The 26,321-nt window shown below is 48.1% G+C and carries 18 protein-coding genes; 14 read left to right on the plus strand and 4 right to left on the minus strand.

Going from position 1 to position 26,321, the window contains the following annotated elements; translation table 11 throughout:
- Nucleotides 1-104: 104 nt before the first annotated feature.
- From BK127_RS10735 to ggt, 10 genes are all read left to right on the plus strand, one after another.
- Nucleotides 105-1,025 carry an ABC transporter permease gene (locus tag BK127_RS10735; RefSeq protein ID WP_305954294.1) on the plus strand — a complete coding sequence of 307 codons (921 nt, stop codon included), beginning with the start codon at nt 105-107 and terminating at the stop codon, nt 1,023-1,025.
- A gap of 113 nt (nt 1,026-1,138) precedes the next feature.
- A complete protein-coding gene (locus BK127_RS10740; protein ID WP_076230046.1) occupies nt 1,139-2,029 on the plus strand; it encodes an FAD binding domain-containing protein in 891 nt (296 codons plus the stop codon).
- A gap of 43 nt (nt 2,030-2,072) precedes the next feature.
- A complete protein-coding gene (gene pucD, locus BK127_RS10745; RefSeq protein WP_076230047.1) occupies nt 2,073-4,364 on the plus strand; it encodes a xanthine dehydrogenase subunit D in 2,292 nt (763 codons plus the stop codon).
- Nucleotides 4,345-4,857 carry a (2Fe-2S)-binding protein gene (locus tag BK127_RS10750; protein ID WP_076230048.1) on the plus strand — a complete coding sequence of 171 codons (513 nt, stop codon included), beginning with the start codon at nt 4,345-4,347 and terminating at the stop codon, nt 4,855-4,857. The genes pucD and BK127_RS10750 overlap by 20 nt, the downstream gene beginning before the upstream one ends.
- Before the next feature lie 21 nt (nt 4,858-4,878).
- Nucleotides 4,879-6,381: a factor-independent urate hydroxylase gene (pucL, locus tag BK127_RS10755; protein ID WP_076230049.1), complete on the plus strand. Its 1,503-nt coding sequence runs from the start codon at nt 4,879-4,881 to the stop codon at nt 6,379-6,381.
- Nucleotides 6,378-6,737 carry a hydroxyisourate hydrolase gene (gene uraH / locus BK127_RS10760; RefSeq protein ID WP_076230050.1) on the plus strand — a complete coding sequence of 120 codons (360 nt, stop codon included), beginning with the start codon at nt 6,378-6,380 and terminating at the stop codon, nt 6,735-6,737. The genes pucL and uraH overlap by 4 nt, the downstream gene beginning before the upstream one ends.
- A gap of 23 nt (nt 6,738-6,760) precedes the next feature.
- On the plus strand, nt 6,761-8,146 hold the full coding sequence (locus BK127_RS10765; RefSeq protein ID WP_256711258.1) for an allantoinase: 1,386 nt from the start codon (nt 6,761-6,763) through the stop codon (nt 8,144-8,146).
- Nucleotides 8,147-8,227: 81 nt separating this feature from the next.
- Nucleotides 8,228-9,517, plus strand: a complete 1,290-nt coding sequence (locus BK127_RS10770) for a M20 family metallo-hydrolase (protein ID WP_076230052.1) — start codon at nt 8,228-8,230, stop codon at nt 9,515-9,517.
- The gene (locus BK127_RS10775; protein ID WP_076230053.1) at nt 9,514-10,749 is read left to right on the plus strand and encodes a pyridoxal-phosphate-dependent aminotransferase family protein; all 1,236 of its coding nucleotides are present in this window, start codon (nt 9,514-9,516) and stop codon (nt 10,747-10,749) included. Before BK127_RS10770 ends, BK127_RS10775 begins: the two co-directional genes overlap by 4 nt.
- Entirely contained in the window at nt 10,746-12,341 is a 1,596-nt protein-coding gene (ggt, locus tag BK127_RS10780; RefSeq protein ID WP_076230054.1) for a gamma-glutamyltransferase, read from the plus strand. Before BK127_RS10775 ends, ggt begins: the two co-directional genes overlap by 4 nt.
- Before the next feature lie 120 nt (nt 12,342-12,461).
- On the opposite strand, the gene BK127_RS10785 is transcribed toward ggt, so the two are convergent.
- The 3 genes from BK127_RS10785 to BK127_RS10795 all read right to left on the minus strand — a co-directional run bounded on the left by BK127_RS10785 (nt 12,462) and on the right by BK127_RS10795 (nt 15,501).
- Nucleotides 12,462-14,006 (minus strand): HAMP domain-containing sensor histidine kinase, encoded by a 1,545-nt coding sequence (locus BK127_RS10785; RefSeq protein ID WP_076230055.1) that lies wholly within the window; start codon nt 14,004-14,006, stop codon nt 12,462-12,464.
- Nucleotides 14,003-14,692: a response regulator transcription factor gene (locus BK127_RS10790; protein WP_076230056.1), complete on the minus strand. Its 690-nt coding sequence runs from the start codon at nt 14,690-14,692 to the stop codon at nt 14,003-14,005. The genes BK127_RS10785 and BK127_RS10790 overlap by 4 nt, the downstream gene beginning before the upstream one ends.
- Nucleotides 14,693-14,781: 89 nt before the next feature.
- A complete protein-coding gene (locus tag BK127_RS10795; RefSeq protein WP_076230057.1) occupies nt 14,782-15,501 on the minus strand; it encodes a hypothetical protein in 720 nt (239 codons plus the stop codon).
- Between the two features lie 187 nt (nt 15,502-15,688).
- Here BK127_RS10795 and BK127_RS10800 point away from each other — a divergent pair, with 187 nt between their 5' ends.
- From BK127_RS10800 to BK127_RS10815, 4 genes are all read left to right on the plus strand, one after another.
- Complete coding sequence (locus BK127_RS10800) at nt 15,689-16,186, plus strand: L,D-transpeptidase (RefSeq protein ID WP_076230058.1); 498 nt, start codon at nt 15,689-15,691, stop codon at nt 16,184-16,186.
- A gap of 506 nt (nt 16,187-16,692) precedes the next feature.
- Nucleotides 16,693-18,855, plus strand: a complete 2,163-nt coding sequence (locus BK127_RS10805; RefSeq protein WP_076230059.1) for an efflux RND transporter periplasmic adaptor subunit — start codon at nt 16,693-16,695, stop codon at nt 18,853-18,855.
- Entirely contained in the window at nt 18,852-21,983 is a 3,132-nt protein-coding gene (locus tag BK127_RS10810; RefSeq protein WP_076230060.1) for an efflux RND transporter permease subunit, read from the plus strand. The genes BK127_RS10805 and BK127_RS10810 overlap by 4 nt, the downstream gene beginning before the upstream one ends.
- 57 nt (nt 21,984-22,040) lie before the next feature.
- Nucleotides 22,041-24,917 (plus strand): RCC1 domain-containing protein, encoded by a 2,877-nt coding sequence (locus BK127_RS10815; protein WP_076230061.1) that lies wholly within the window; start codon nt 22,041-22,043, stop codon nt 24,915-24,917.
- A gap of 99 nt (nt 24,918-25,016) precedes the next feature.
- On the opposite strand, the gene BK127_RS10820 is transcribed toward BK127_RS10815, so the two are convergent.
- A complete protein-coding gene (locus BK127_RS10820) occupies nt 25,017-26,285 on the minus strand; it encodes a glucuronate isomerase (protein WP_076230062.1) in 1,269 nt (422 codons plus the stop codon).
- Nucleotides 26,286-26,321 lie beyond the last annotated feature (36 nt).

A 26,321-nucleotide genomic window follows, 5' to 3' on the forward strand; every position in this document is an offset into this window, starting at 1 on the left:
TCCTTCCTGCATTCTGTGAGAGCAACAAGATTCAGGAGTGGGTATGTGGGACGCAATCCCCTAGATCAGCAATGCGGAAGGGAGTCGATAGTGACGTGGATTTTATGACGAGCTTGCTGGTTGCAGCCATTTCTGCGGGAACTCCGCTTTTGCTTGCGGCGCTTGGTGGCATTTTATCGGAACGTTCCGGCGTCATCAATTTAGGGACGGAAGGCATCATGCTGATGGGCGCTGTGCTTACCTGCATGACCTATATACAAACAGGAAGCTTGGTGGTTGCCCTTGCCGCAGCTTTATTGGGCACAGCCATGATGGGGGTACTACACGCTTTTCTGACGGTTACTTTACACGCGAATCAAACGGTTAGCGGATTGGGAATTACGTTGTTCGGGACTGGCTTAAGTGCGTATCTGGGCAAGCCATCCAGTGGTATTCCGGTTCCGGGAAAACTGCCAAAGCTCGATTTGCCATGGCTCGACAGTGTGCCGCTGCTTGGCAAAATGCTCGCACACCAGGACGTTATGGTATGGGCCAGCTTTGTACTGGTTATCGCGTTCCATTTACTTATTTATCGCACATCGTGGGGTCTTCATCTTCGAGCGGTTGGTGATAGTCCTGGTACTGCTGATGTTATGGGTATTCCAGTCGCCTTATTTCGTTATACGTACGTCATTATTGGCTCGATGTTGATGGGGCTGGCGGGTTCTTATCTGCTGCTCGCCTTTTCCTCAAGCTGGGTTGAAGGAATGACGTCTGGACGGGGGTGGATAGCGATAGCACTTATCATTTTTGCTCGTTGGAATCCGGTACGTGCTTTGTTTGCCGCCTATTTATTCGGTGGTCTGGATGCTCTCGGTTTCCGGATTCAACTGTTGGGAACGCCCATTCCTTCGTATTTTTTGAAAATGCTGCCTTATGTGATCACAATTCTCGTTTTGATGTATGTAGGCTGGAAAACGCGCAATCGTCCTTCGGGTCAGCCTGAAGCGCTTGGAGTTCCTTATTTGAGAGAGCAGCGACATTAAATCGATCGATAATCTAGATAGGGTAAGCTTACAGAGTGTGGAAGTATGCGATTATTCGTATAGACTTCGGCTGCTGAGCCATAGAATCATTAGGAGATAAGGAGTGTGAGCCTATGGCTGTGGGTAACTATCCCGCTGCTGAATTTCATAAGCGGGTATGGCAGCCGCAATCGTTAGCGGAAGCCTGGCGCTTGAAGCAAGCTTTGAAGGATCAGGCTGTAGTTGTAGCAGGCGGCACCCTTTTGCGAACTCAGTGGGAGTCAGGTACGGCCTGGATGCCGCCGCATCTTATAAGCCTGGAACAGATCCCGGGGCTGGGCGAACACAGCTGTACTGATGGGGAAATCCATATCGGAGCAGGCGTTAGCTTGGCAGATTGTCAATATGGGACGGATACGCCGCAATTGTTAAAGGAAGCGTGTCGTCATATCGCAGCTCCATCGATACGGCGGATAGGTACGCTGGGGGGGAATGTGTTGTCGCAGGTAGGAGATTCACTTCCTGCCTTGCTGGTAAGTGGTGCGGAACTGGTATGGTACGACGGTATATCGTCCATTGTCGAACCTGTTGAAGTATGGACGATACACAGAAAAGATGCTGGAATCGTAAAAGAACAACGGATTCTCACAGCCATTCGTTGGAGCCGACAAGCTGAGGATATCAACAAAACATCACGTTTTTTTTATGAAAAGGTTGGGCGTAGGGAAGGCTTTTGTCCATCGATAGTTACAATAGCGGGAGGGTTTCAAGTCGACTCAGCTGGAAGGTTTCATCAAGTTCGACTGGCAGCCGGCAGTGCCGCTGCTGTGACGGCGCGACTGAAAGAGGCGGAAGAGATATTGGAGGGTGCTCTCTGGAGTACACGATTAGCAGAGACCGTTCATCAGGCTGTCATGAAGCAATTTGAGGGCGGTTCGGATTCCTTTGCTTCGGCAAGTTATCGTAAACGTACGGCGGCTAATTTAATTGTAGCGCTGCTGTGGAATCGATTAACGTTAAATTAAATTTGACTTATTCTGCAATTTTCAGATGAAAGGCGGGATCATCATGCTGCTAGATAAACATTCGGCGGGTGGACGCTGGCACGTACGCCCGGATGGTCCGGATAAGGTAACGGGTCGGCTGACTTACTTGACGGATATGCAACTGCCTGACATGCTCTACGGTAAAATATTAAGAAGCTCGCATGCACATGCATGGATTATTACCATTGACACTAAACGAGCCTTACAGCTGCCGGGGGTATATGCGGTCATTACCCATAAAGATGTTCCGGGTATGAATCGCTTTGGGATCGCTTTTCCCGATCAACCTGTTCTGTGTGAGGATCGCGTACGATATATAGGGGATGCAGTGGCGGCTGTGGCAGCCGAAAGTGAAGAGCTGGCTGAATATGCACTGTCATTAATAGAAGTCGTATATGAGCCGCTGCCCGTAATCGATAGCCCGGAAGCAGGTCTGCTCGAGGGTGCGCCTAAGCTGCATCCTGACGGCAATGTGCTTCACCGCACGGAATACAAGCGGGGGGATTGCAATAATGCTTTTACCGAATGTGCTTATGTAACTGAGAATACGTATGTAACCCCACGTCAAATGCATGCCTATATGGAAACGGAAGGCGGGTTATTCGTACCGGAGGCCAATGGATGCCTGACCGTATATGCTCCAACGCAGCATGGCTTCAAGGATCAGATGCAGCTGGCAAGAATTCTGGCTATTCCTGAAGCTGATATTCGCGTCGTTTCCAGCCCAATTGGGGGATCGTTTGGAGGCAAGGATGAATTGAATATTCAATCCTACGGTGCGCTGCTCGCTCTGAAAAGTGGCCGTCCGGTCAAGATCCATCATTCACGGTTTGAATCCGTTCGAACCGGATTGAAGCGACATCCGATGAAGGTTTCGATGAAAACCGGAATCGATGCGGATGGATTGCTGATCGCTCATGAAGTGCGGATTATCGCGGATACGGGTGCCTATGCGACGCTTGGAGCTCCAGTTTTGAATTTTGCCACAGAGCATACACAAGGGCCTTATCTGATTCCGAATGTGTCGTTGGAAGGTGTTTCGGTGTATACGAACAATGGAGTGTCTGGTGAATTTCGTGGCTTTGGCGGCAATCAGGTGATTTTTGCTTTGGAAGGTCAACTGGATCGTTTGGCAGAGGCCATCGGGATCGATCCCTGGGAGCTTAGACACCGCAACCTGCGTGCGGCGGATTCGCCGGGACCTTTCGGACAGAAGATCGTTCCAACGGAAGGAGCCAGGCAAGTATGGGAATCCGTCGCCGGTTCGAAGCTGATGAGCGGTCGTGAGCAGCTTGCTATCAGGACGGATTTACCCTGGATTCGTCGTGGAGTAGGAGCGGCAATCGCCATGCATGGTTCAGGTCTTGGGTTTGGATTGCCCGACCCTGCAGGTGGACGGCTAAAGCTGAACGAACTCGGCAAGATCGAAGCATCCTTTGGTTATGAGGAGTTTGGACAGGGGCTTCTCGCAGCTCTTCAAATCATGCTGACAGAACGTTTTGGCTGCCACAAGGATGATCTGGAGCTTGTGATTGGGGACACAGCCCGTGTTCCGCATAGCGGTTCAACTACCGCGTCCCGGGCTACAAGTATGATGTGGCAATCGCTAGCGAGGATGGGGCCGCAATTTTCCCGTAGGCTCCTGGAAGAGGCTTCCCTGATGACTGACCGATCTGCTGACGCTTTGTCCACTGGACCTGGTGGTGTATATGCCAACAGCGGGGAACTGTTAATCAGCTATCTGGAGCTATCGGAACGAGTGAGTACACCTATTGAATGCGAAACGGAATTTCAGTTTCCAACAACACCTGATGAAATTTTTGGGGCGCATTATCTCCATACCTACACGGCTCTGGCGATTGAGGTCGAGGTCAATCTGTTAACAGGACGAGTGAAGGTAACGGATCAATATCATGCAGTAGCAGCAGGTCCAGTCATTAATCCTATGGGATTTGTTGGCCAGGTTGAAGGGGCCAGCAGTATGGCACTCGGCTTTACGCTTACCGAGGATGCAATTATGGAGGATGGACTCTACAAGACGAATAACTTTGATTCATACCTGATTCCTACTATTAAGGATACACCTAAAGGATTTCAATTGGACGCGATTGATGAACTGCCCGAAGGTGATGTGTTCGGTCCACGTGGTGTAGGCGAGATTGGAACCGTAGCCGTCGCTCCCGCTATCGCAGCAGCCGTCTATCAAGCTGTCGGTAAATGGATTCAGCAGTTGCCGATTAAACCGGAAGATTTATTATCCGATCAACCTGCAGCTTGGGGGAGGGAATGGGATCATGAAACAGCAGCTACCTGATGAAATGGATGTGGCGATCCAACTGACACTTAACGGTCAAATAGTAGAGCTTACTGTACCTGCTGAACGTCGCGTTGTCGATATATTGCGAGATGATTTGGAGTTGACCGGAACCAAGCTCTCCTGTGAGATCGGTCGATGCGGAGCCTGCATGATCCTTGTGGATGGTAAGCCGATGAACGCCTGTTTACTGATGGCCTATCAGGTGGCAGGGCGAGAATTGACAACTATTGAAGGGTTGGCTGTGGATAATCAATTGCATCCGGTTCAGCAAGCCTTTTTGGATGAAGGAGGCTTTCAGTGCGGGTATTGCACTCCGGGTATGGTGATTTCCATGGTGGGATTGCTGGAGCACAATGCGACTCCTTCACTTGATGAGATTGAGGAAGGGCTATCTGGAAATTTGTGCAGGTGTACCGGCTACGGAGGTATTCTGCGTGCGGCGGAGGCATCTGTACGCAATAAAGCCGGCTGTCCCATTGCCAAAAAATAAAGGAAGGGGTGGGCATACGAGATGACTCTATTTTCGATCAAGCAAATAAATACGATGAATCGGGATGCTTTTATGAGCACCCTCGGCTCCATATTCGAGCATTCACCCTGGGTAGCTGAAAGGGTTTATGCGTATCGTCCCTTCAAGGAAAGCAACCATTTGCACCGGACCATGCTTGAGGCTGTGTATTTGGCTCATCGTGATGAGCAGCTATCGCTTTTGCGGGCACATCCCGATTTGGCCGGGCGTTTGCAAATGAGTGACGCATCGGTACAGGAACAAAGAGGCGCTGGATTAACCGACCTGACGCAAGAAGAACTGGCGGCATTTACAGCTTGTAATACAGAGTACACTGACAAATTCGGATTTCCTTTTATTATGGCTGTGAAAGGCAGTACAAAGGATCAGATTTTGGCAGCCATGCAGCTGAGAATTCATAATGACACTGAAACGGAGCTTCGGCAAGCTCTGCTTGAGATCGCCAAAATCACTAAATTTCGAATTCAGGACATCATCCAAAGTGAAGGAGGAGGGGGGATTAAGAAATCGGATAAGAAAAGGACGATGTATTATGGGAAAGGTGATGTGCTGGTATATCGGACTTATGTGCTGCCGCTGAAGGTTAAGCCGATTCCTGAATCTGCCTACACGGGCTCGGACAATGTGATCTTTGCTCTAAATATCAAAGTCGCTGTCAGCGGCGATGCTTTTCTTACTTCCTTTACTGAAGGTGACAATAGCATGGTTGTAGCAACCGACTCGATGAAAAATTTTATTTTGCGACATGCGGCAGGCTTCGAAGGCAGTACCGTTGAAGGATTCCTACATTATATAGCTGCCAGGTTTTTGGCGACTTACTCCCACATGCAGGGGATAGATTTGTTGGCTGAACGGCTTCCTTTCGATTCCGTACAGGTTCCTGGCGCTGATGGGAAATTAACGGAAAGTGGACTTGTGTATCGGCAATCACGCAATGAAAGTGGTGTGTTTGCGTTACAGCTAGAACGTTCGGAGACAGGCATTGAGCTAGTTAAACAGACAGCGGTTATGTCCAATCTGCATCTGATCAAAGTCAGCGGCAGCTCGTTTGCCAATTTTATTCGTGATGATTACACGACCCTGCCGGAAAGCTTTAATCGTCCTTTATTTATTTATCTCAATATCGGCTGGACCTATGTCGATCCAGAAGATGCCAAAGCAGGAGATGATCATCGCTATGTAGCCCCCGAGCAAATCAGCGATATTGCCCATACGGTGTTTCATCAGGAAACCAGTTCTTCCATCCAAAGCTTGATTTACCATATCGGGCTGAAAATACTGGAGCGGTTTCCTCAGCTGGAGCAGGTATGGTTTGAATCCAATAACCGAACCTGGGAAACAGTGATCGATTCCATTAGCGGCTCTGAAGGCCAGGTTTATACAGAGCCACGTCCGCCTTATGGTTTTCAAGGCTTCTCGATGACTCAGGAGGACTTGATTGAAGCCCGGAAAAAAACTTTGACTACAGAGGAGTTTACACGATGAGCGGGCGTCTGACAACACATATACTGGACATATCGCGGGGGTGTCCGGCTCAAGGAGTTCGCGTGGAGCTATTTCTAATCACGGCAGGTGAGGGCATTGTCAAGCTGACCGAGTCTGTCACGAATCGGGATGGAAGACTGGATGCGCCGCTGCTGATTGGAAATGGCATGTTGATTGGCGTCTATGAACTGCTGTTCCATGTTGGTGATTATTATCGGGGTATCAGTGATCAGTGGAGTGACCCGATGTTTCTGGAGCAGGTTCCGATTCGGTTCAGTATAACAAACACTGAGGATCATTATCATGTTCCGCTGCTGGTAGCTCCGGGTGGTTATAGCACGTACCGAGGCAGCTAGTTTTAGGCGAAAGGGGGATGGAAATGCTCGATTTGAAAATCACTGGAGCTTTTGTTGTCATGAAGCAGCAGGTTGCTCGTATGGATATAGGTGTAATGAACGGAAGGATCGTAAGCTTGAGCGATACTGTGGCTATGGAGGCAAAACAGCACATTCATGCAGCTGGATTATATATGTTACCGGGAATGGTTGACGCGCATGTGCATTTTAACGAACCGGGAATGGGACATTGGGAGGGCTTCGAAAGTGGATCATCAGCCCTGGCAGCTGGCGGTTGTACGACGTATATCGATATGCCGTTAAATGGACTACCACCTACGGTTTCCGTACCTGCGCTTAATGCCAAGCTGCAAGCGGCGAATCGGTCTTTAGTCGATTATGCGCTATGGGGTGGGCTTGTGCCGGGCAATCTTGATCAGCTGGAGTCATTAGCAGAAGCGGGTGTCATTGGCTTTAAAGCTTTCATGTCTGAGCCCGGAGGCGATGGTGTTGGTCGGTTTGAGCGTGCGGATCGTACGACGTTATTAGAAGGAATGAAACGAATTGCCAAGCTGGGTCGTATTCTTGCCCTTCATGCGGAAGATGAGGAAATGGTTGCTGCACTGGCAGCGGAATCGATCCGTAAAGGAAAAACGGGTGCTCATGATTTTGCTGAATCCAGACCCATTTCTGCCGAATGCGCCGCAGTCCGACAGGCACTGCTGATGGCTGAGGAGACCGGTTGTGCGCTGCATTTTGTTCATATCAGCAGTGCTGAAGCGGTTTGGCTGATCCAAGAGGCTAAGTTGAAAGGGATGGATGTTACCTTAGAGACGTGCCCACACTATTTAACTCTAACGGTTGATGATATGGACAAACAGGGAGCGGTGGCCAAGTGTGCACCTCCGTTGAGAAGTATGAATGAGCAAACGAAGCTGTGGGAGGTTGTGGCTGCTGGAAGTGTGGATATCATTGCGTCGGATCATTCGCCTTGCCCGCTTGAATTGAAACAGCAACGTCATTTTTTTGAAGCATGGGGTGGCATTGCCGGTGCGCAAAGCTCGCTGGAGCTTATGGTAGACGAGGGGCATATAAAACGTAAACTCCCATTACCTTTAATAAGCGCAATGCTTTCGTTGAATCCGGCACGCCGCTTTGGACTATACCCGCAAAAGGGGGAAATAGCGCTGGGAGCAGATGCTGATCTCGTTCTGATGGATCTGGACCACTCCTATACACTGGAGAATAGCCATTTGAAACAGCGTCATGCATATAGTCCGTATGTAGGCAAGCGGTTTAACTGCCGGGTGATGTCTACATGGGTCCGTGGACAACTGGTGTATGAGCTCAATGCGGCTGATCAAATAAGTGGAAACAAGGGCCGTGTTGCCGCTGATCCTCAAGGGATTTGGTTGTCTAGTGGCGCCTGAGGCGGAACGGGCTATTCGATACCGTGTTTTAGCAAAATTCGGCTCTTGCAAACGAAGTCTTAGCGGTTTAGGAGGGAGCACATGATTAAACATCTGAATCACAATGCTTCATCCAAGGAAGTCCTTATCAACAGATTCGCCACGGAAGCAGCAGAACTGCTGGAATGGCTGGCGCAATTCGGTGCTGAACCCAGCGGAGGCGTGACTAGACTTCTGTATACCGAAGCATGGCAGCAAGCTCAGTCGGCTCTTGCGAAGCGAATGCAGTCGATTGGACTTTTCTCCTACCATGATGATGCCGGTAATGTATTCGGGCGGCTGCAAGGAACGGGTAAGGGTGTTGTAGTAACAGGCTCACATGTCGATACGGTCATACATGGGGGGCGATTTGATGGTGCTTATGGAATTATAGCGGGTATTATCGCAGCTGCCTATTTACAAGAAGCATTTGGAGCACCGCAGCTTTCTATTGAAGTGGTTTCCTTTGCGGAAGAGGAAGGCAGCCGTTTTCCATTAACCTTTTGGGGTTCTGGAAATGTAACAGGTCGGTATACAACAAGCACTCCGCCATCCATTGAGGATATCGAGGGCATTTCACTTGAGGCGGCTATGCATTCGGCAGGTTTTGGGAAAGGGAGTCCTACTGTTGGCTATGCGAATCCGGTATCTGATTGGTCCGCTTTTGTGGAGCTTCATATTGAACAAGGCAGCGTATTGGAACGAGAGCAGCAGCAGATCGGAATTGTACAGGGCATTGTCGGGCAAAGGCGGTATACATTTGAAGTGGGTGGTGAGGCCAACCATGCAGGTACTACGCCCATGTCATACCGGAAGGATGCTCTCTGCGGAGCGAGTGAAATGATCGTAGCTATTCGAGATGAGGCTGTCGCTTATGGTGATCCGATGGTGGCTACCGTTGGACGATTACAGGTACATCCCGGTACAGTGAATGTGGTTGCGGGTTCTGCAACCTTCACACTTGATGTTCGTCATCCGGAGCCGGAGATTATAGAAGTATTTTGTTCCAGCCTTCAGCAAAAACTTCAGTATATCGCCGAGCGTTCTGGACTTATTTTAAATAGCAGTCAATGGATGGACGGAGCACCTAGCTTGATGAATGGTGCATTAACGAATCTGGCACGAGGTTTATGCGATTCCAGAGGATTACACAGCAAGCTGATGTACAGTGGGGCAGGTCATGATGCTCAATTAATAGCTCCAATTTGTCCGACGCTGATGATTTTTGTACCCAGTCGGGGTGGTATCAGCCATTCACCTGAAGAATATACAAAGCCGGAGGATCTTGCCGCTGGCATTCTGGTTCTGGTTGATTTATTATACTTATTGGCTTACAAGGGGGAAAGACTATGAAACTTTATCGCGATTTGGCCCCATCGATTCGAACCATTATGACTCCTGGACCGGTAGAAGTGGATCCACGTGTGCTGCGTGCCATGTCGTTTCCGATTCTTGGGCAATTTGATCCTGAATTTACAGATATTATGAATGAAACGATGGGCATGCTTCGCAAGTTATTTCAAACCGATAATGAATGGGCTTTTCCAATAGATGGTACCTCCCGATCGGGACTTGAGGCGGTACTGACCAGCCTGATTGAGCCGGGTGATCAGGTTCTCATCCCTATTTATGGAAGATTTGGCTATCTGCTTGCTGAAATTTCCGAGCGCTGTGGTGCTGAGGTATTGACGATGGAAAAGCAATGGGGCTCCGTATTTGACCCCAATGAAATTATAGATAAAATTCATGAAACACGTCCAAAGCTTGTTGCGCTCGTTCACGGGGAGACGTCAACAGGGCGGATGCAACCGCTTACGGGTATCGGACAGGCATGCAGGGAGATTGATGCGCTATTGGTTATCGATGCAGTGGCGACGATTGGCGGTACAGAGGTGAAAACCGATGAATGGATGCTGGATGCAGTGATTGGCGGCACGCAGAAGTGTTTATCTGTTCCTTCGGGAATGGCGCCTATCACCTACAATGACCGCGTTGAAGCCAGGCTTATGCGCAGAAAAAGAATAGAACGCGGCTTGCGTGATCCTTTAAGTGATGCACTGCCAGAGGGTTCGATTATCCGAAGCAATTATTTTGACTTAAGCCAGCTTCAGGATTACTGGAGTCCGCTTCGTCTTAATCATCATACGGAAGCGACGTCGATGCTGTATGCTCTGCGTGAAGGTGTGAGGCTTGTGCTTGAAGAAGGGTTGGCTGAGAGGTTCTCCAGGCATCTTATTCATGGTAAGGCGATTGTAGCAGGGATTGAGGCGATGGGACTTAGCCAATTCGGTGATTCCGAATGCAAGCTGCCAATGGTTACGTGTATTCAGATTCCTGAAGGAATTGATGGAGAGCAGGTTAGAGGTCAACTGCTTCGAGACTTCGGAATTGAAATTGCAAGCTCCTTTGGTCCATTAAAAGGGATCATATGGAGGATTGGCTCCATGGGTTTTAGCGGTAGTAAAAGAAACGTACTGCTCACTTTGGGAGCACTGGAGGCTTGCTTGCTTCGTCAAGGGTTTAGAGCTGCGGCGGGGAAAGCGGTCCAAGCTGCACTTGATGTATATGGGAGGGTAGGCCGATGAATAATGTGATGCCGGTTGCCTATCGAGGAATGGTAGCTACTCCCCATTATTTGGCTAGTGGTGTCGGCAGCTCTATTCTGCAGCAAGGTGGGAATGCTTTTGATGCTGCCATTGCGATCAGTGCAGCCTTGTCGGTTGTTTATCCGCACATGACGGGTCTTGGGGGAGATAGCTTTTTTCTTCTATTCGATGCCAAACAGGGAGAGCTTAAAGGCTTGAACGGTACTGGAAGATCAGGTGCTAACATGAGTCCTGAATGGTTTACCCGTCAAGGCTTCACGATGATACCTCAACGTGGCGTACACAGTGTTGTAACGGTGCCGGGCATGGTGGATTCGTGGTGGGAGGTCTGGTCAAGCCATGGTCGCTTATCCTGGTCTCAGCTGTTGGAGCCGGCGATTCAATATGCTGAACAAGGGGTTCCGGTTTCACGTGATCTGGAGCGTTGGATATGCAAAGATCAAGAGCTTCTGTTGGCACAAGTAACATTGGCCCGAACGTTCATGCCGCAAGGGCTTCCTATGAAGATGGGTGACAAGCTTCGGCAGCCGGAGTTGGCGGCAACGTTAAGAGCTGTCAGCTTGGAAGGTAGAGATGCTTTTTACAAAGGTACATTGATGCATCGGATGGTTGAAGCCATGAACAAGGATGGTGGCGGGTTGACAGAATCTGATTTCCAAGCCCATCATAGTAATTGGGTAACCCCTATTTCAACGAGTTACAGGGGCAGTACACTTGTACAAATGCCTCCCAATTCTCAAGGCTTCTCAGCGCTGCAAATGATGAATATGCTGGAGCTTACTGAGCTTTCCGAGATTCCACGCAGCTCGGCAGATTTTTACCATCTCATGTCTGAGGTGATCAAAAAGGCGTTTCGGGATCGAGATGCTTATTTAACCGACCCTGATTTTGCTGATATTCCATTGGAAACGCTATTGTCCAAAGAACATGCCAAGGCGTTGTACGACGAAATCCAGAGGTCATCACCATTAGGGGAAGTTTACATGTCCAAACCAATGGGACAGGATACTGCATATGCGGCTGTGATTGATGAGGAGGGTAACGCGGTTTCCTTTATACAAAGTCTTTATTTTGATTTTGGCAGCGCCTATGTGGCGGGAGATACCGGGGTTATTATGCAAAATCGCGGCTCGTTTTTTTCGCTGAATCCATCTGAAGTGAATGTATTGGCTCCAGACAAAAGAACGTTTCATACGTTGATGCCTGGAATGGTACTACGTGAAGGTAAACCTTATTTACTGCTGGGCACACAAGGTGGAGAAGGACAGCCGCAGACGACAATCTCCTTGTTGACCGGTGTGCTTGATTATGGCTGCACAATTCAGGAGGCGATAAATTTACCCAGATGGGTATACGGTCGTACCTGGGGTGAGAATAGTGATACCTTCAAAATCGAGAATCGCGGTCTTGAGATGACGCTTCGTGAGCTGGAGCATCGAGGACATTCTGTAGAGACGCTGCTGCCATGGGATCCGATTGTCGGTCAGTCGCAAGGAATTATGATTCATAAGGATGGCAGCTATAGCGGTGCTGCGGATCCACGCGGAGACGGTTTGGCCATCGGTTGGTAAGGTCACCTATATAGGCCGGTATCCTGAATCGGGATGCCGGCTTCTTCATATATAAGTGACAATATTAGACAGTAGATGGACTGTACTTGCTCATATGTCATGCCACGTGAGGTATGGGTTTCAACTTGCAGTCCTCGGCTCCAAATAAAAGGCAACCCCCTCATGCTCATTACATGCTCGGATCGAAGCTTTGTGAGAGGTCAATATTTGTTGGGTTATCGCCAAGCCCAATCCGAACTGACCGTCCGGACCAGTCTGAAACTGATCGAATATGTGCTCCAGAAGCTCCTCCTGAATGGCCGGACCATCATTCCATATACGAACGGTCCAGCCTTTAGTTCCATCTCTATACTGAAGGGTGTCCGTCGCTTGAAGCTCGAATGTGACAGTAATCTTCCCATGAGCATAACGAAGCTGATTATCCAGTATATTCTCGATAGCCACGCTCCATTGCTCGGGATCGCCTTCCAGCAGCAGAGGACTCATGTCTGTTGTCCAAGTTAGCTCTGTTCTACGAAAACGAAGTCTTTCTATACAATCGCCAATGATCATGGAGAGATCGAATGATCGGATATTCCCCTCACGATCGGACAAATAGTTTAATTTATTTAAATAAAGAAGATCTTTGACGCGCTTTTCCAGTCTTGTGGCTTCACTCATTATGGTTTCAATGCTAGCGGCTACAGTACCTTTTGGGTAAATACCATCTAGGATGGACTGCGCATAGCTATGTATGACCATCACCGGTGTTTTCAGCTCATGGGAAATATTTTGCAAAAAAAACTGCTGTGCCTTATCCTGACGCACCAGTCTCTGTCTCATGGACTCTATCGCTTTTGCCAGTCGTCCCATTTCATCGCTGCGGTTCAGCACGAAAGGCTCGTGCCAGTCCCGCTCGGCCATTCGGCCAGCCTGCTGCTCGATTAATACAAGCGGTAATGATATATAACGGGCCAGCCATAAGCAGGGCAGCCAGCTGATGACGATCAGAACAATCATGAGCAGTACCAGTCGCCAAAACATCGTCATAATAAGATCATTGCGGTAATTGCCCCATGCGTATGAAATCATGTACCCGGTATTGCCTTCAATTTGCTCCTTACTGATCACATAAAACATCGTCCGTTCTTTGATATTCAGGGTGTAGGTCTGGGTCAGTTCCTTCTGGTTTTCAGCATCCTGCTCAATGGCTTGAACGAACGGTGGCGGTATAGAGTCTGCCAGCTTGGCGGGGATGCCCTGTTTCGTTATGACGACATGCTGAATCCCGGGTCCATTACCTGAAGGTGCAATACGAAAGGTCGTAGTTGCCTGCATCGTGCTATCGTTTATTCTTTCTGTTATGTATTTACGATTAAGCTCATTTGGGTCTTTCGTTACATCGATATCGAAAGGTAAGGCGGGATTAATGGTTGCTCTTGACGAAATTGAAGATGGTGTACTGACAGGAAGTGGCGGTAAAGGCACAGTATGTTGCGGTGAGAGCTGAATACGGATGACATCCTTGGGAACAGCTTTTTGCGAATCCAGCAATATATCATAAATTTGCTCTGTGAAAAATCCCTTAAGCGTCCATGGAAGTGAAAAAGCAAGAAGAATGAACAAACATAATGTAATGGAGGCGAACACGAGCCAGATTTTAAGAACAAGAGGCGTACTTTTCATGGTTTCACCAGCCTGTAGCCGTAGCCGTAAACGGTCTCTAATCGAAGCTCAGGCATTTTTTTACGAACCCTGCGAACCAAATCATCCACAACCCGGTCTGATCCAAAAAAGTGGTCTCCCCACACTGACAGCAGAACCTGTTCGCGCTCCAGCAGCTGCCCGGTATGGGAGGCAAAATAAACGAGCAAATCGAATTCTTTTGATGTCAGATCCAGAGGCTGGTTCATTCCGTTCAGTGCTGTTCTGGCGGACGTGTCAATACGGTAAGGAGGAAAAGAAAGCGGAAGCACTGCTTCGTTAGAGGTTTCCATGCGGAGTCTCTCGTCATAGGTACGTTCCAGCAGCTTCCGGGCTCGAATGACCAGCTCGCGCGGTAAGAAGGGCTTGGACAAATAATCGTCACTGCCCAGCTCCAATCCTACAATTCGGTCAATATCAGCATCCCGCGCAGAGATGAAGATCACTGGAAGCTTGTCACAATCCGCTTTGATTTCACGTATGAGCTGATAGCCATCAACACCCGGCAGCATAATATCGAGAATCCAAAGATGCGGACGTTCCTTCAGTGCTTTGCGTGCTTCGCTCCCATCCATAAATGTCTCTACTTCCCAGCCCTCATTGCGCAGATAGGTTGCAAGCACTTGATTCAGATTACTCTCGTCTTCCACCAAAAAGATTCGAAACACCGTTATTCTCTCCTTTTCGTATCAACACTTCCTGGATTAAAGGGAAAGAGGACGCAGCTGTCACGTCCTTTCCGTAATGTGTTATTTATTTACTTATTATTAGAAGCCTCTTCCTGGGATTGCTTCAGCCTTTCAATGGATTCGAGCATCATTCTTGTTGTTTCTTTATAATTGTCCAGCAGCTTCGGGAGCACCAGCAGGATTGATGCCTTGTCTCTTGATTCAATAGCTTGTGCAAATTCTTCCTGAAGCTTAGCTTGAGGGGAAACCTCCAAGGTTGCAGGCAATGCTTTCATTATACCATCTGGGAACGGAACGTCACTGGGAACATGGTAAGTGTCCTGAACAACCGTTTTATCCATTGTGAAGATTTTAATTTGCTGCAGCTTGTCCCCCACTACTGCTTCCTTGCTTAATTGCAATTGTCCGTCCTCTGGCAGTTGCCGCATTCTAACTATAAATGGCTCTCTTTCTGTGTGGCCGACGGGAGATTTCGTTTCAAAGTGGATGTTGATCGTAGCTCCTAACTTTTGTTGCGCCAGCTTTCGTTCCTCGAAAGCCGTATTCCAAGCTTGCTCACTGTCCGGTGTATAGGTTTTGACCAACAGCTCCAAGTAGCTGCGTTCATGTACGGGATTACTCAGAAGTCCAAAGCCTGATGCTACTGCCGCTGTTGTCCTGATTGACAGACCTGGTTTTGGTTCGGTTGGGCTCGTCGTTTCCGCAGCAGCTGCACTTGTACCTACCAATCCAAGCGTTAATGACAGCAGCATTCCCGCAGCAATCGTGTTAAATTTCATCTTTTTCATATTAATCTCTCCTTTAAGTGGTTGAATGGATGAGGTTGCTCATCTTTACAAACTTATCCTATCAAAACAATGTGGCATCATTATCGTAACTTTGTGGGAAATTGTGTGATGAATGATGGCAGGCGCACATAAATCGATACCGATCAGGCAACTATAACTTCGTATGGCTAGCAAAGGATGCGATTTCATGAAGCTTGTCAAATGCTTGATCATTGTTCTTGTCAGTGTCTGGTTGAGCTTGATCTGCAGTTCTACAATGAGTGCTGCAATTGCTCCGCTGCCGCTTGAAGCGGTGCACGAAGAGGGCGTTTATATCGAAATTAACAAAAAAAGCAATTTGCTTACCGTATATGTAAATGGCAGGGCGAATTATCGGTTTTCGGTAGCTACAGGTCGCAGTAATGATTTGACACCTGAGGGCGAATTCCATATCGTGACCAAAATCGTCAAGCCCTGGTACATGCGTAAGCAAATTCCGGGTGGTCATCCCCGCAACCCATTAGGGACAAGATGGCTCGGTATCAATGTGCCTGGATCCGGAGGTTACACATACGGAATCCATGGAACAAATCGCCCTTATTCGATTGGCAGTCACGCTTCTTCTGGATGTGTACGCATGCATAATAAGGATATAGAATGGCTGTATCGTCACATTCCGTTAGGTACCAAGGTGATTATCAAATAAATTAAATGTAAAGCTTATGTATAGAAAGCTCAGCTTCTGTACATTCTATGATTAGCGGTGAAGAAGAGAGGCGTGATTCCGTTGAACCATTCAACGAAACATCGTGGAAATTTGTTGCTTGACTCCAGATAGAAGCGGAGGGATGTGCCAAAGACACGTTAGGGTAGTACTCGTACTGCAGTAAAGTGACCAAGGTTTCTGACCCAGCTTTTGGAAAGAGCTTAAGACATTGGACCTATATCCTTTCACCGCTAAGCAGACCCCGAAAGGGGTCTCTTTTCGTTTGTGGACTTATCGGACAAAAGTACTATTTGAAGCTGATATTCACAGTTTTTTTACATTTAAATCATAGTTTAATCATGAATATACGCTAAGTTGATCTTATACTGGAGCATCTGCAAGAAAGCATCCGGAGCCGTTAGACGAAAGCCTTGACAACAAGGGCTTCTTTGTGAAGGTTAACCCTTACAAGGAAGGGACGGACAAGACTACATGGAGGTATGGAAATGATCAGGTGGATCCAAAATGTATCGAAAAAATGGGTGATTGCCGCCATTGCTATCATTGCGGTGATTGCTGTTGTAGGAGCCTCCTTTTTAAATTGGGGCGGCTTGAATAATACACAGGCTGCTCAACCGAATGCACCTGGAGCAGGTGCAGGCCAACAGCGCGGCGCTGCAGCAGCTAGACAATTCCCTGTTGAAACACAGCTCGTAAAAATGGCGGAAGTTGGCGGCGGTCAAGTCTTTACCGGCTCTATAACACCTATCTATACAACGAATATCTCCTCCAAAGTTAGCGGTAGAGTAACCGATTTATTGGTCAAAGCCGGTGACAGAGTCAAAGCCGGGCAGCCTTTAGCCAAGATCGATACCAGCACCCTGCAGCAGCAAATTGCTCAATCCGAAACCTCACTTGCCGTCAGTGCCGCTCAGCTTCAGCGAACGGCGAATGATCAGGCAAACAGTGCAGCGACGGCTGAAAAGCAATTAATCATTCAACGCGCGAACCTGGATAAAGCGATAGCAGATCAACAAAACACGATAACAGCAGCCAAACAGCAGTTGGCCTTATCACAAGCCAATTATAATAAAGCGATCAGCGATCAGCAAAATGCCATTGCGTCTGCCAAGCAGCAGGTCGCGATATCGCAACAAAACTTGAACAACGCTCAGAATACATACAATACGACGCTAGCTAATGCGCAAAATACATTGAATGCCCAGCAGGACACGACTCAAACCTCGCAGGTTAGCACAAATAACTCGCAGGCCTCCTTGCAGCTTGCTCTTCAACAGGCTATCGTGAACTTGAATAATGTGGAGGCTGCCTCCGGCGCTAAAAAAACCGAAGTTGATGCAGCTTTGGCAAAGGTGCAGTCAGCTCAGCTGGCTTTGGATCAAGCCCAACAGACCACACCAAACTCGCTCAGCTCGGCAACCGCAGCTCTGCTTAAGGCGCAAGGAGATTTGGCAGCAGCTCAAAGCTCACAAACGATCCAGGTTGCCCAGGAAACATTAAACCGCGATACGGTTGCATTAGCCAACGCGCAAAATACGCTATCGGTCATCCTCGATACGAATCAACAGAGTTTGCAAAAGGATCAGCTTTCTTATGCAAATTCAGTTGCGTCTCAACAAACAAACCTCAATGTTACAAAAGCACAGGTTGCTCAGTCCGAGCAAGCGCTGTTGACTGCACAATCAACAGATGCTGTTGTCGTATCCAGTGCCCAATACCAGCAAGCCGAAACGAATCTGAGAGTGCTTAATGAGCAGCTTCAGGACGGAGTACTATCTTCGCCGATAGATGGAGTAGTCACCGTGGTTAGCATCCCGGTTGGGCAAAATGCAACCACTCAGGCAGCTATACTTTCCATTGCAACTATTGATCCAACTCAAGCCACAGTTAATATTTCCGAAGCCAACATCGGTAAAATCAAAATTGGTATGGAGATGAAAGTTACCGTGCCAACCTTGAATAAAACGTTTGACGGAACCGTTTCAACGATCAAGCCTTTGTTGGATCCGGTAACCAAAGCTTATAGTGTCGATATCAAAGTGAGTGATCCTAAGGGAGAGCTGCTTCCGGGAATGTTTGCAACGTCAAGCTTAAAGAGTGAAGGACGTAAAGCGGTTATGGTACCAGCTGATGCTGTACTCAGCCAACCGAGCGGTTCAGCTGCTTTCATCGTACAGGACGGCCGCGCCAAGAAAGTATCTGTAAAAGTTGGAAGCCTGACGAGTGCAATGTTTGAGATTACGAGTGGTCTGTCCGAAGGTGACGAGCTTGTAGTTAAAGGGCAAGAATTGCTTTCAGACAAGGCAGCTGTGCAGATTGTTCAACCGGGCAAGGAGGGTCAGAAGCCGCAAGGCGCTCAGCAGCAGGGTGGTCAGCAAGGGGGTCAACAACAAGGTGGTCAAAATGGACAACGCCAACAAGGTGGAGGCCAAAATGGACAAAACCAGCAGGGTGCCGGACAAGGTAGCAATCAGCAGCAAGGCGGCCAAAGTGGCCAACAGGGAACTCAAGGACAGGGCGGACAACGCAATCAGGGAGGGCAGTCTGGCGGCACCGCTCCAGCGGGCAACAGCTCGCAAACTCCAGCTACAGCTAATCCCAATACCGGAACAACCGGCCAAGCAGGGAGAGCGGGTGGCGGTCAGTGAATTTAGCTAATTTTTCAGTCAACAGACCGGTAACGATAACGATGATGATGATCGCCATGATCATCATTGGTTCAATCGCAGCCCCACTTCTCCCGGTCGATTTGTATCCGAATATGGATATTCCGACGGCTACGGTTTCCGTTAACTGGGCAGGTGCTTCCCCTGGGCAGGTAGAGACACAGGTAACCAAGCGCGTAGAGGCATCGATGGCAACTATAGCCAATGTGCAATCAGTCACCTCAAGTTCTCGAACGGGAGGGAGTGCCGTCACTGTACAGTTCAACTTTGGAACGGACATCAGTGATGCTACTTTAACGATGCGGGACCGTCTGGACCGGGTAAAGCGGCAGCTGCCTACGGATGCTGATGCTCCTGTCGTGTCACGCTCTGATCCGAACAGTCAGCCTATTCTGAGCCTCGCACTCTACGGAAACAGCGTGGATCTGGTCACTCTGCGTGACCTGGCAGATAATATTGTTAGCCCTGCAGTTCAACGTGCCGATGGTGTCGCTTCCGTTGGAGTAACAGGCGGACGGGTCAGACAAATCCAATTGCTGCTTGATCAGAACAAGCTGACCCAATACGGTTTGACCTTCAGTCAGGTGACTTCGGCTTTAAGCAATGACAATCAATCAACAGACGTAGGTTTTGTCTACAAGGGTGATCAGCTCGTACCATTAAGTATTGCCGGAGAGTTCAAATCCGTCAGTGAAATTGAAAAGGTACGTGTCACCTTAGGCCGCGGCCAGTCCATTGCGCTTGGTGAATTAGGTAAAATTATTGATACGTATCAAGATGTAACCTTTGATTCCCGTCGTGATGGGGAGCAAAGCGTCGGTTTATCCGTACTTAAGCAATCCGATGGTAACACTGTTGCGGTCGCCAAAAATATTCGCAAGTCGATGGAAGAGCTGCAAAGTAAGCTGCCTCCAGGCGTAAAGCTTGGCATTTTAAATGATTCATCCAAATTTATCAGCAACTCGATTAATACCGTTATCGAGCATACACTTTTAGGTGCCATTTTCTCGATTATTATTCTTATGTTATTTTTGAACAGCGTCAGAGCTACGCTCATTATTGGTGTTGTTATCCCGATTTCTATTATCAGTACCTTTAGTATGATGTATTTCTCCCATCAGACGATCAATACGATCACACTTGGAGGTTTGGCGCTTGGTCTGGGCTCGCTGGTTGACTTTGCGGTCGTTGTTCTTGAAAGTATATACCGCAAAAAAGCAGAAGGACTGTCTCCAGTCGAAGCGGCCAAACAGGGAACAGCCGAGGTGGGAACAGCCGTATTGGCCTCCGCACTGGCACAAATTGCTGTTTTTGCTCCAACTGTATTCATTTCGGGCATTATCAAAAATTTCTTTGCTCCCATGGCGCTCACCGTGAGCTTTTCCCATATAGCGGCATTGATTGCTGCTATTACCCTGGTGCCTATGCTGGCAGCGAAGCTATTGAAGAAAAATCATGAGGAAGAGCTTCCTGAAGGACGTTCTTACAATCCGGCTGTATGGTTTGGCAGAGGGATGAACCGTTTTACGAACGGTTATACAAAAGTGCTGCGTTGGTCACTTGGGCATCGCTTGATTATCGTGCTGATTACGGTTTCGATGCTGGGCGGAAGTGTGTATTTGGCTAAATTTGTGGGCTCTGAGCTGACCCCAAAAACAGATGAAGGCCAACTATTTATTAATATTTCATTGGCACAAGGGACCAAATTTGAAATAACAAACGCATTGACTTCCAAGGTTGAAGCACTTATCAAGGATATTCCAGACATTGAATCGATCTTCACAAATGTAGGTAGTGCAGGGGGAGGCGCTTTTCAGAGCGCATCAACGAATTCTGCCAATATTTCCGTTACGCTGAAGCCTTTAGCCGAGCGGAAATTGAAAACAGAGCAAATTGTTGAACAAATTCGTAATTTGACTAATGGTAATGCAGGCGCGCAAATCTCGGTTAACGCCCGTTCCTCAATCCGTCTTCCTGGTATTGGTGGAGGTGGAGGTGCCGATATTCAAGTTAATCTGAACGGACCCGATATGGCTGTATTGAGCAAGCTGGGTGATATGGTCGCTGAGGAATTACGTGCCATTCCGACACTCAGAAACGTACAAAATACACTTGAACGCACAATACCAGCCTATGAGATGACGATAGATCGTGAAGCGGCTACCTATTATGGGATTTCGTCCAGAGAGGTTATGACTTCTCTGCGGACCGCTTATCAGGGATCGGTTGCAACCAATTTCAAAACAGGAGATACCCAAATATCTGTATTGGTTAAATATCCAACAGAGTTTACGAACAATTTGGAGAACCTGAATCAGATCGTACTGACTACATCTACGGGGACACAAATTCCTCTTAGTGCAATCGCGAAGGTTGAACCGGGCTCAGGTCCATCACAGATCAGACATATCAATCAGCAGCGTTTAACCACAGTTCAAGCCTTTGTTACAGGTGCACCAGTTGGCGATGTTGCCAAAATTGTTCAAGAACGTCTGGACACGATTCAGCCACCTGATGGCTACGCAATATCATTGGGTTCGCAGGCTGATTCCAATAGTACATTCAGCAGCCTGTACATGATGCTTATCTTGTCTATCGTCTTGGTTTACATGGTTATGGCGGCACAATTCGAATCGTTGTACGGTCCCTTTATTATCATGTTCTCGCTACCGCCTACTTTTATCGGCGCCATTCTTGGTTTGTATTTAACGAATAGAACCATCAATATGAACTCAGTAATGGGAATGATTATGCTCATAGGGGTCGTGGTCAATAACGCAATTGTGTTAGTCGACTATACAAATCAGCTGCGTAAGCGGGGGTATACGTTATTCGATGCATTAATTGAAGCCGCCAGAGTACGATTAAGGCCGATCCTGATGACCACTGCGACTACTGTATTGGCAATGCTGCCGCTTGTTATCGGCTTTGGTGAAGGGGCTGAATCGCAAGCATCCATGGCAACCGTTGTTGCCTTCGGTCTGACGATATCGACTATGGTTACATTATTGCTTGTACCTGTCGTGTACACTTTAATGGATGGCATGATGGATTTCTTTCGTAGTAAATGGAAGCGGCAATCCCCTCCAGCCCTGCCAACCAAATTATAGTCATAGCTTGTCTAGCAGGGTATAAACCGCATAAATCATGATGGAGGAGATTGTACAATGGTTCGAAACCGTTTTAAACATAAGCTTAAATTCTGGCTTTCTTTTTCGCTGACAGGGGCACTTCTGCTTCAAAGCCTGGTTATGCCGGGTGCTGCTTTTGCTGAGGGTGCTCCAACTAGCGGTAGTTCTGGTGCAGAATCCTCAGCCATAAATGCCACAAGCTCAACTTCAGCAGCGTCCATGCTCGGTGTCGCCCAGGTGATGGGTGGTTTAAGTCATACGGTCGCTCTGAAAGGTGACGGAACGGTGTGGACTTGGGGTGACAGCTTGCATGGCAAGCTCGGAACAGGTGCTGGCGTTTCCCGATACACCCCTACACAGGTGAAGGAACTATTCGATATTACGGCGATTGCGACCGGTATGAATCACACTCTCGCGTTACGTAAAGATGGCACGGTATGGGCATGGGGTCAAAATAACGCAGGACAAATAGGTGATGGGACTTTAAACGACCGCCCGGCCCCATTCCAGATCGAAGATTTAAAAGATGTCGTTGCCATCTCCGCAGGCAGCAATAACTCTATCGCTTTAAAAAGTGATGGTACCCTTGTAACCTGGGGGGATAATACAAGAGGCCAATTGGGTGATGGAACCTTTACGAGCAGGAGTAAGCCATCACAGTTGGGTTATCCTACGAATGTGAAGGCGATATCCTCCGGCTCTAATCATGTGCTGGCTCTGGTTTCGGATAATAATGTTCTTGCTTGGGGTGACAACACCTTTGGCCAAGCGGGCGATGCGGACACCAGTGAAATTGTTAACAGACCGACACGAGTCAATTTCACATACGATACTAAAGCCATCTCCGCTGGTGGTAATTTTTCGATGACGCTCAAGGAAGATGGTACGGTATTTACCTGGGGCTCTAACGCTGCCGGCCAGCTGGGCAACGGGAATACTACGGATCGGAACTTCGCCTCAAGTGTGGTTGGTGTTAATGACGCAGTGAACATTGCGGCAGGAAACTCACACGCGCTGGTTCGACATAAGGATGGCACAGTCAGCGCCTGGGGCTTGAACAACTATGGGCAGCTTGGAACAGGGAACTATAAAAATAGTGTCGTTGCATTGAAAATTGACAGCCTAAAAAATACAGCTGCTATTGGAGCGGGATCTTTCCACTCCATGGTGATCAAAGCGGATGGAACGCTTTGGGCTTGGGGTAACAGCACGCTGGGCCAATTGGGTGACGGAGCTGCTACTAGCCGAATCATTCCTGCGCTAGTCCCAAGATTTTTCTTAACTATCCAGATAACCGATCCTACATTGGGAAGTTTTAATGGTGAGATGCAATCACGGAAGCTTGCGTCAGGTGACAGCTTTACAATGGTTTGGAAGAACAACAAGCTATGGACATGGGGCGAGAACACCTTTGGTCAGTTGGGTATCGGCAGAAACGGTGGTACGAATACACCAATTGCCTTGGATGTATTGGACCCAATCGTCTCAATAGCTACTGGAACCGGGCATGCTCTGGCACTAAAAGCCGATGGGACGGTGTGGAGTTGGGGCTTGAATAGTAACAGCCAGCTGGCAGATAACACGGCAATGAACAAGAATGCACCAGCAGCGGCACCCTTGTTAACGGATATCATAGACATTGCTGCTGGAAATTCCTTTACAATTGCATTAAAGAAGGATGGAACGGTATGGGCTCTGGGTGATAATACCTTTGGCGCTCTGGGTGACGGTACGTCTAAACCAAGCATAACCCCTATTGAGATTCCAGGGTTGAAGCGGATCAAAGCCATTGCGGCAGGATATAACCATGGGCTGGCATTGGCCAGTGATGGTACGGTATGGTCATGGGGTGACAACATTAATGGACAGCTGGGCGATGGTACTTTATCGGTACGCCGCTCAGTTGTTCAACTGACAGGGTTAAGCGATGTAAAAGCAATAGCGGCAGGCCGCAATCACTCTCTGGCACTTAGAAATGATGGTACGGTCTGGGCATGGGGCTATAATGGCTATGGTCAAATTGGAGATGACTCCACAACCAATCGGTTAATTCCTACACAGGTTGGTGGTGTTTACGAAGTGACTGCCATTGCGGGAGGCAGCTATCATTCCCTTGCTGTAAAAAAAGATGGATCCGTATGGGCCTGGGGTTTGAATGTTTATGGTCAATTGGGTGATGGGACGACTACCAACAGGCAGATGCCTGTTCAAGCAAAAGCGATTACCGGTGCACAGGCTGTTTCTGCTGGCAGTGCTCATTCCGTCGCTTTGTCGGCTGATGGAGCGGTATGGACTTGGGGAGGCAATACGATTGGTCAATTAGGTGATGGTTCTTACAAAAACCGCTTGACACCAGCGATCGTATCCGGATTTGCCAACGGATTTAGTGATACAAGTGGTCATTGGGCCAGCGCGGAAATTGCTGCAGCCGTTGAGAAAGGTTACACGGATGGCTATCCGGATGGAACCTTTAAGCCTGAGGGGACTGTTACTCGAGCAGAATTTGCTAAGCTGACGGCAGCTGCACTTAAACTACCAACAGCCCAACCATCGACAGATAATGTGTGGTACCAATCTTATGTCGATGCACTTGTCAGAGCGGGGCTATATGGTCCAGGAGAAACCCAAACCATTTGGGACGCACCGATTACCCGTTCAGAAATGGCAAAAATTGCTGTGCGCGTTACTAACAAAGAACTTCAGAATGCAGCTACTGTTGTAGACAGCTCCTATGCGATGCTGAATGCTGTCCAAAAAGGAATCCTGCAAGGATTTAATAATGGAGAACTGGCACCACAGGAAACGACTACAAGAGCTCAGGCGATTACGATCATTGAAAGGCTGCTTGCTCTGAATAATGGAGCTGTGCTGTCGGTTGATGAGCTTGCTCTCAAAAATGCACAGGGGAAGTAACGGAACTAATAGATAAGAGTTACTGCAATAAACAAAGGGGCACCTATCCCGCTGTTATAATGGGGTAGGTGCTCCTTTGCTGTTTATTACAAATTGGATTTAGTTCACAGTTGCTGGGTCTGGCTTCCCAAGAAACTTCCAGAAGGTACCGCCGAGCAAATCATCTACATCCCGCTGAATTTCTTCTTCCTCCAGGCGCCAACCGGCCGTCAACAAATCATCATACTTCTCAAACAATACTTTTGCAATGATTTCACGAGAATGATCCCATTTGTAAAGTAACTGGTCAATAATCCGACAATCGGAGTGCTGTGGAATGATGCTGCCACCGAGCAATTCGAAGCGCATACGGGTAATTTCTTCGATAAGACTTGGATTGTTCAGGAACCACCAGCAGCCGAAAATTAATAAATTACGGTTTTTGCGCGCAGTAACGGCGAGCTCATGCTGATTTTCACGAGAAAGCATAGTCACTAGGAATTTCACATCCTGATACTTGCTGACGATGCGTTCCACTGTTCCGATATCACTTTTTCCCAAGCTGTCTCCAGCGCCCTTCAATGACGGGTTAACCTGACGTTTAACACCGATCATCATGGCAAACGGAATGTTAGCTTCGCGCGCAACAGGAACGATACATTCGTCAATGATCCGTCCACGCGAAGAATCCTCAGGATAGGCAAAGTCATTAGGCAGTGAAACCGCCATGTACAATGGATTAATGCGCCCAATCCAATCGGTTAGAAAACGACGAATCTCAGTAATTGTATTTCCCGAAAAGTCGGATTTAACCTCATAGCCTTGCTCTACAAGCAGAGTCCAGCTCGAATCCCACGCATTCAGCAGAGGATCGATTCGAAGTGCAGCAAGAAAACGAGGATCCTGCGGATGATTTTGAGACCATTTCTCACGTTCAAAGCTATCGAATGGATCATTCGTCATGACGACAGTTTTAACCTTGGCAAGATCCAATATGCGAGTAATATAATCTTTGGCGCTGACGTTGTTGTAATATTCACGATACATGTTCAGATCCCGCGTACTTAAATCAAAACCGAGTCTGTTCAGCACGGTGACAACACCACGACATGCTTCACTGTAAGGTGAGTGCTCAATGAATAGAGTTTGCCATATTAAATCGGCCTGCTGCTGCTTGCTCATAGCCCAAAATACATCGTAAGATAATTCGGGTTTGAAACGAAAGGTTTCGGCAATCAGGTAATGGTACGTTAATAAATCATCGACACCCCATAGAAGCAGGTCACCGAACGATTCTGCAAATAAATGTGTGTGAATATCGGTTACTTGTGTATTCCTTACCGTTTCCGTAACAAATGAATACAGATGCTCCTTCGAACGAATCGTCATAATAGAAGAGAACCCTCCCGCAAAATAAGTTTATGT

It is taken from the genome of Paenibacillus sp. FSL H7-0331, assembly GCF_001956045.1.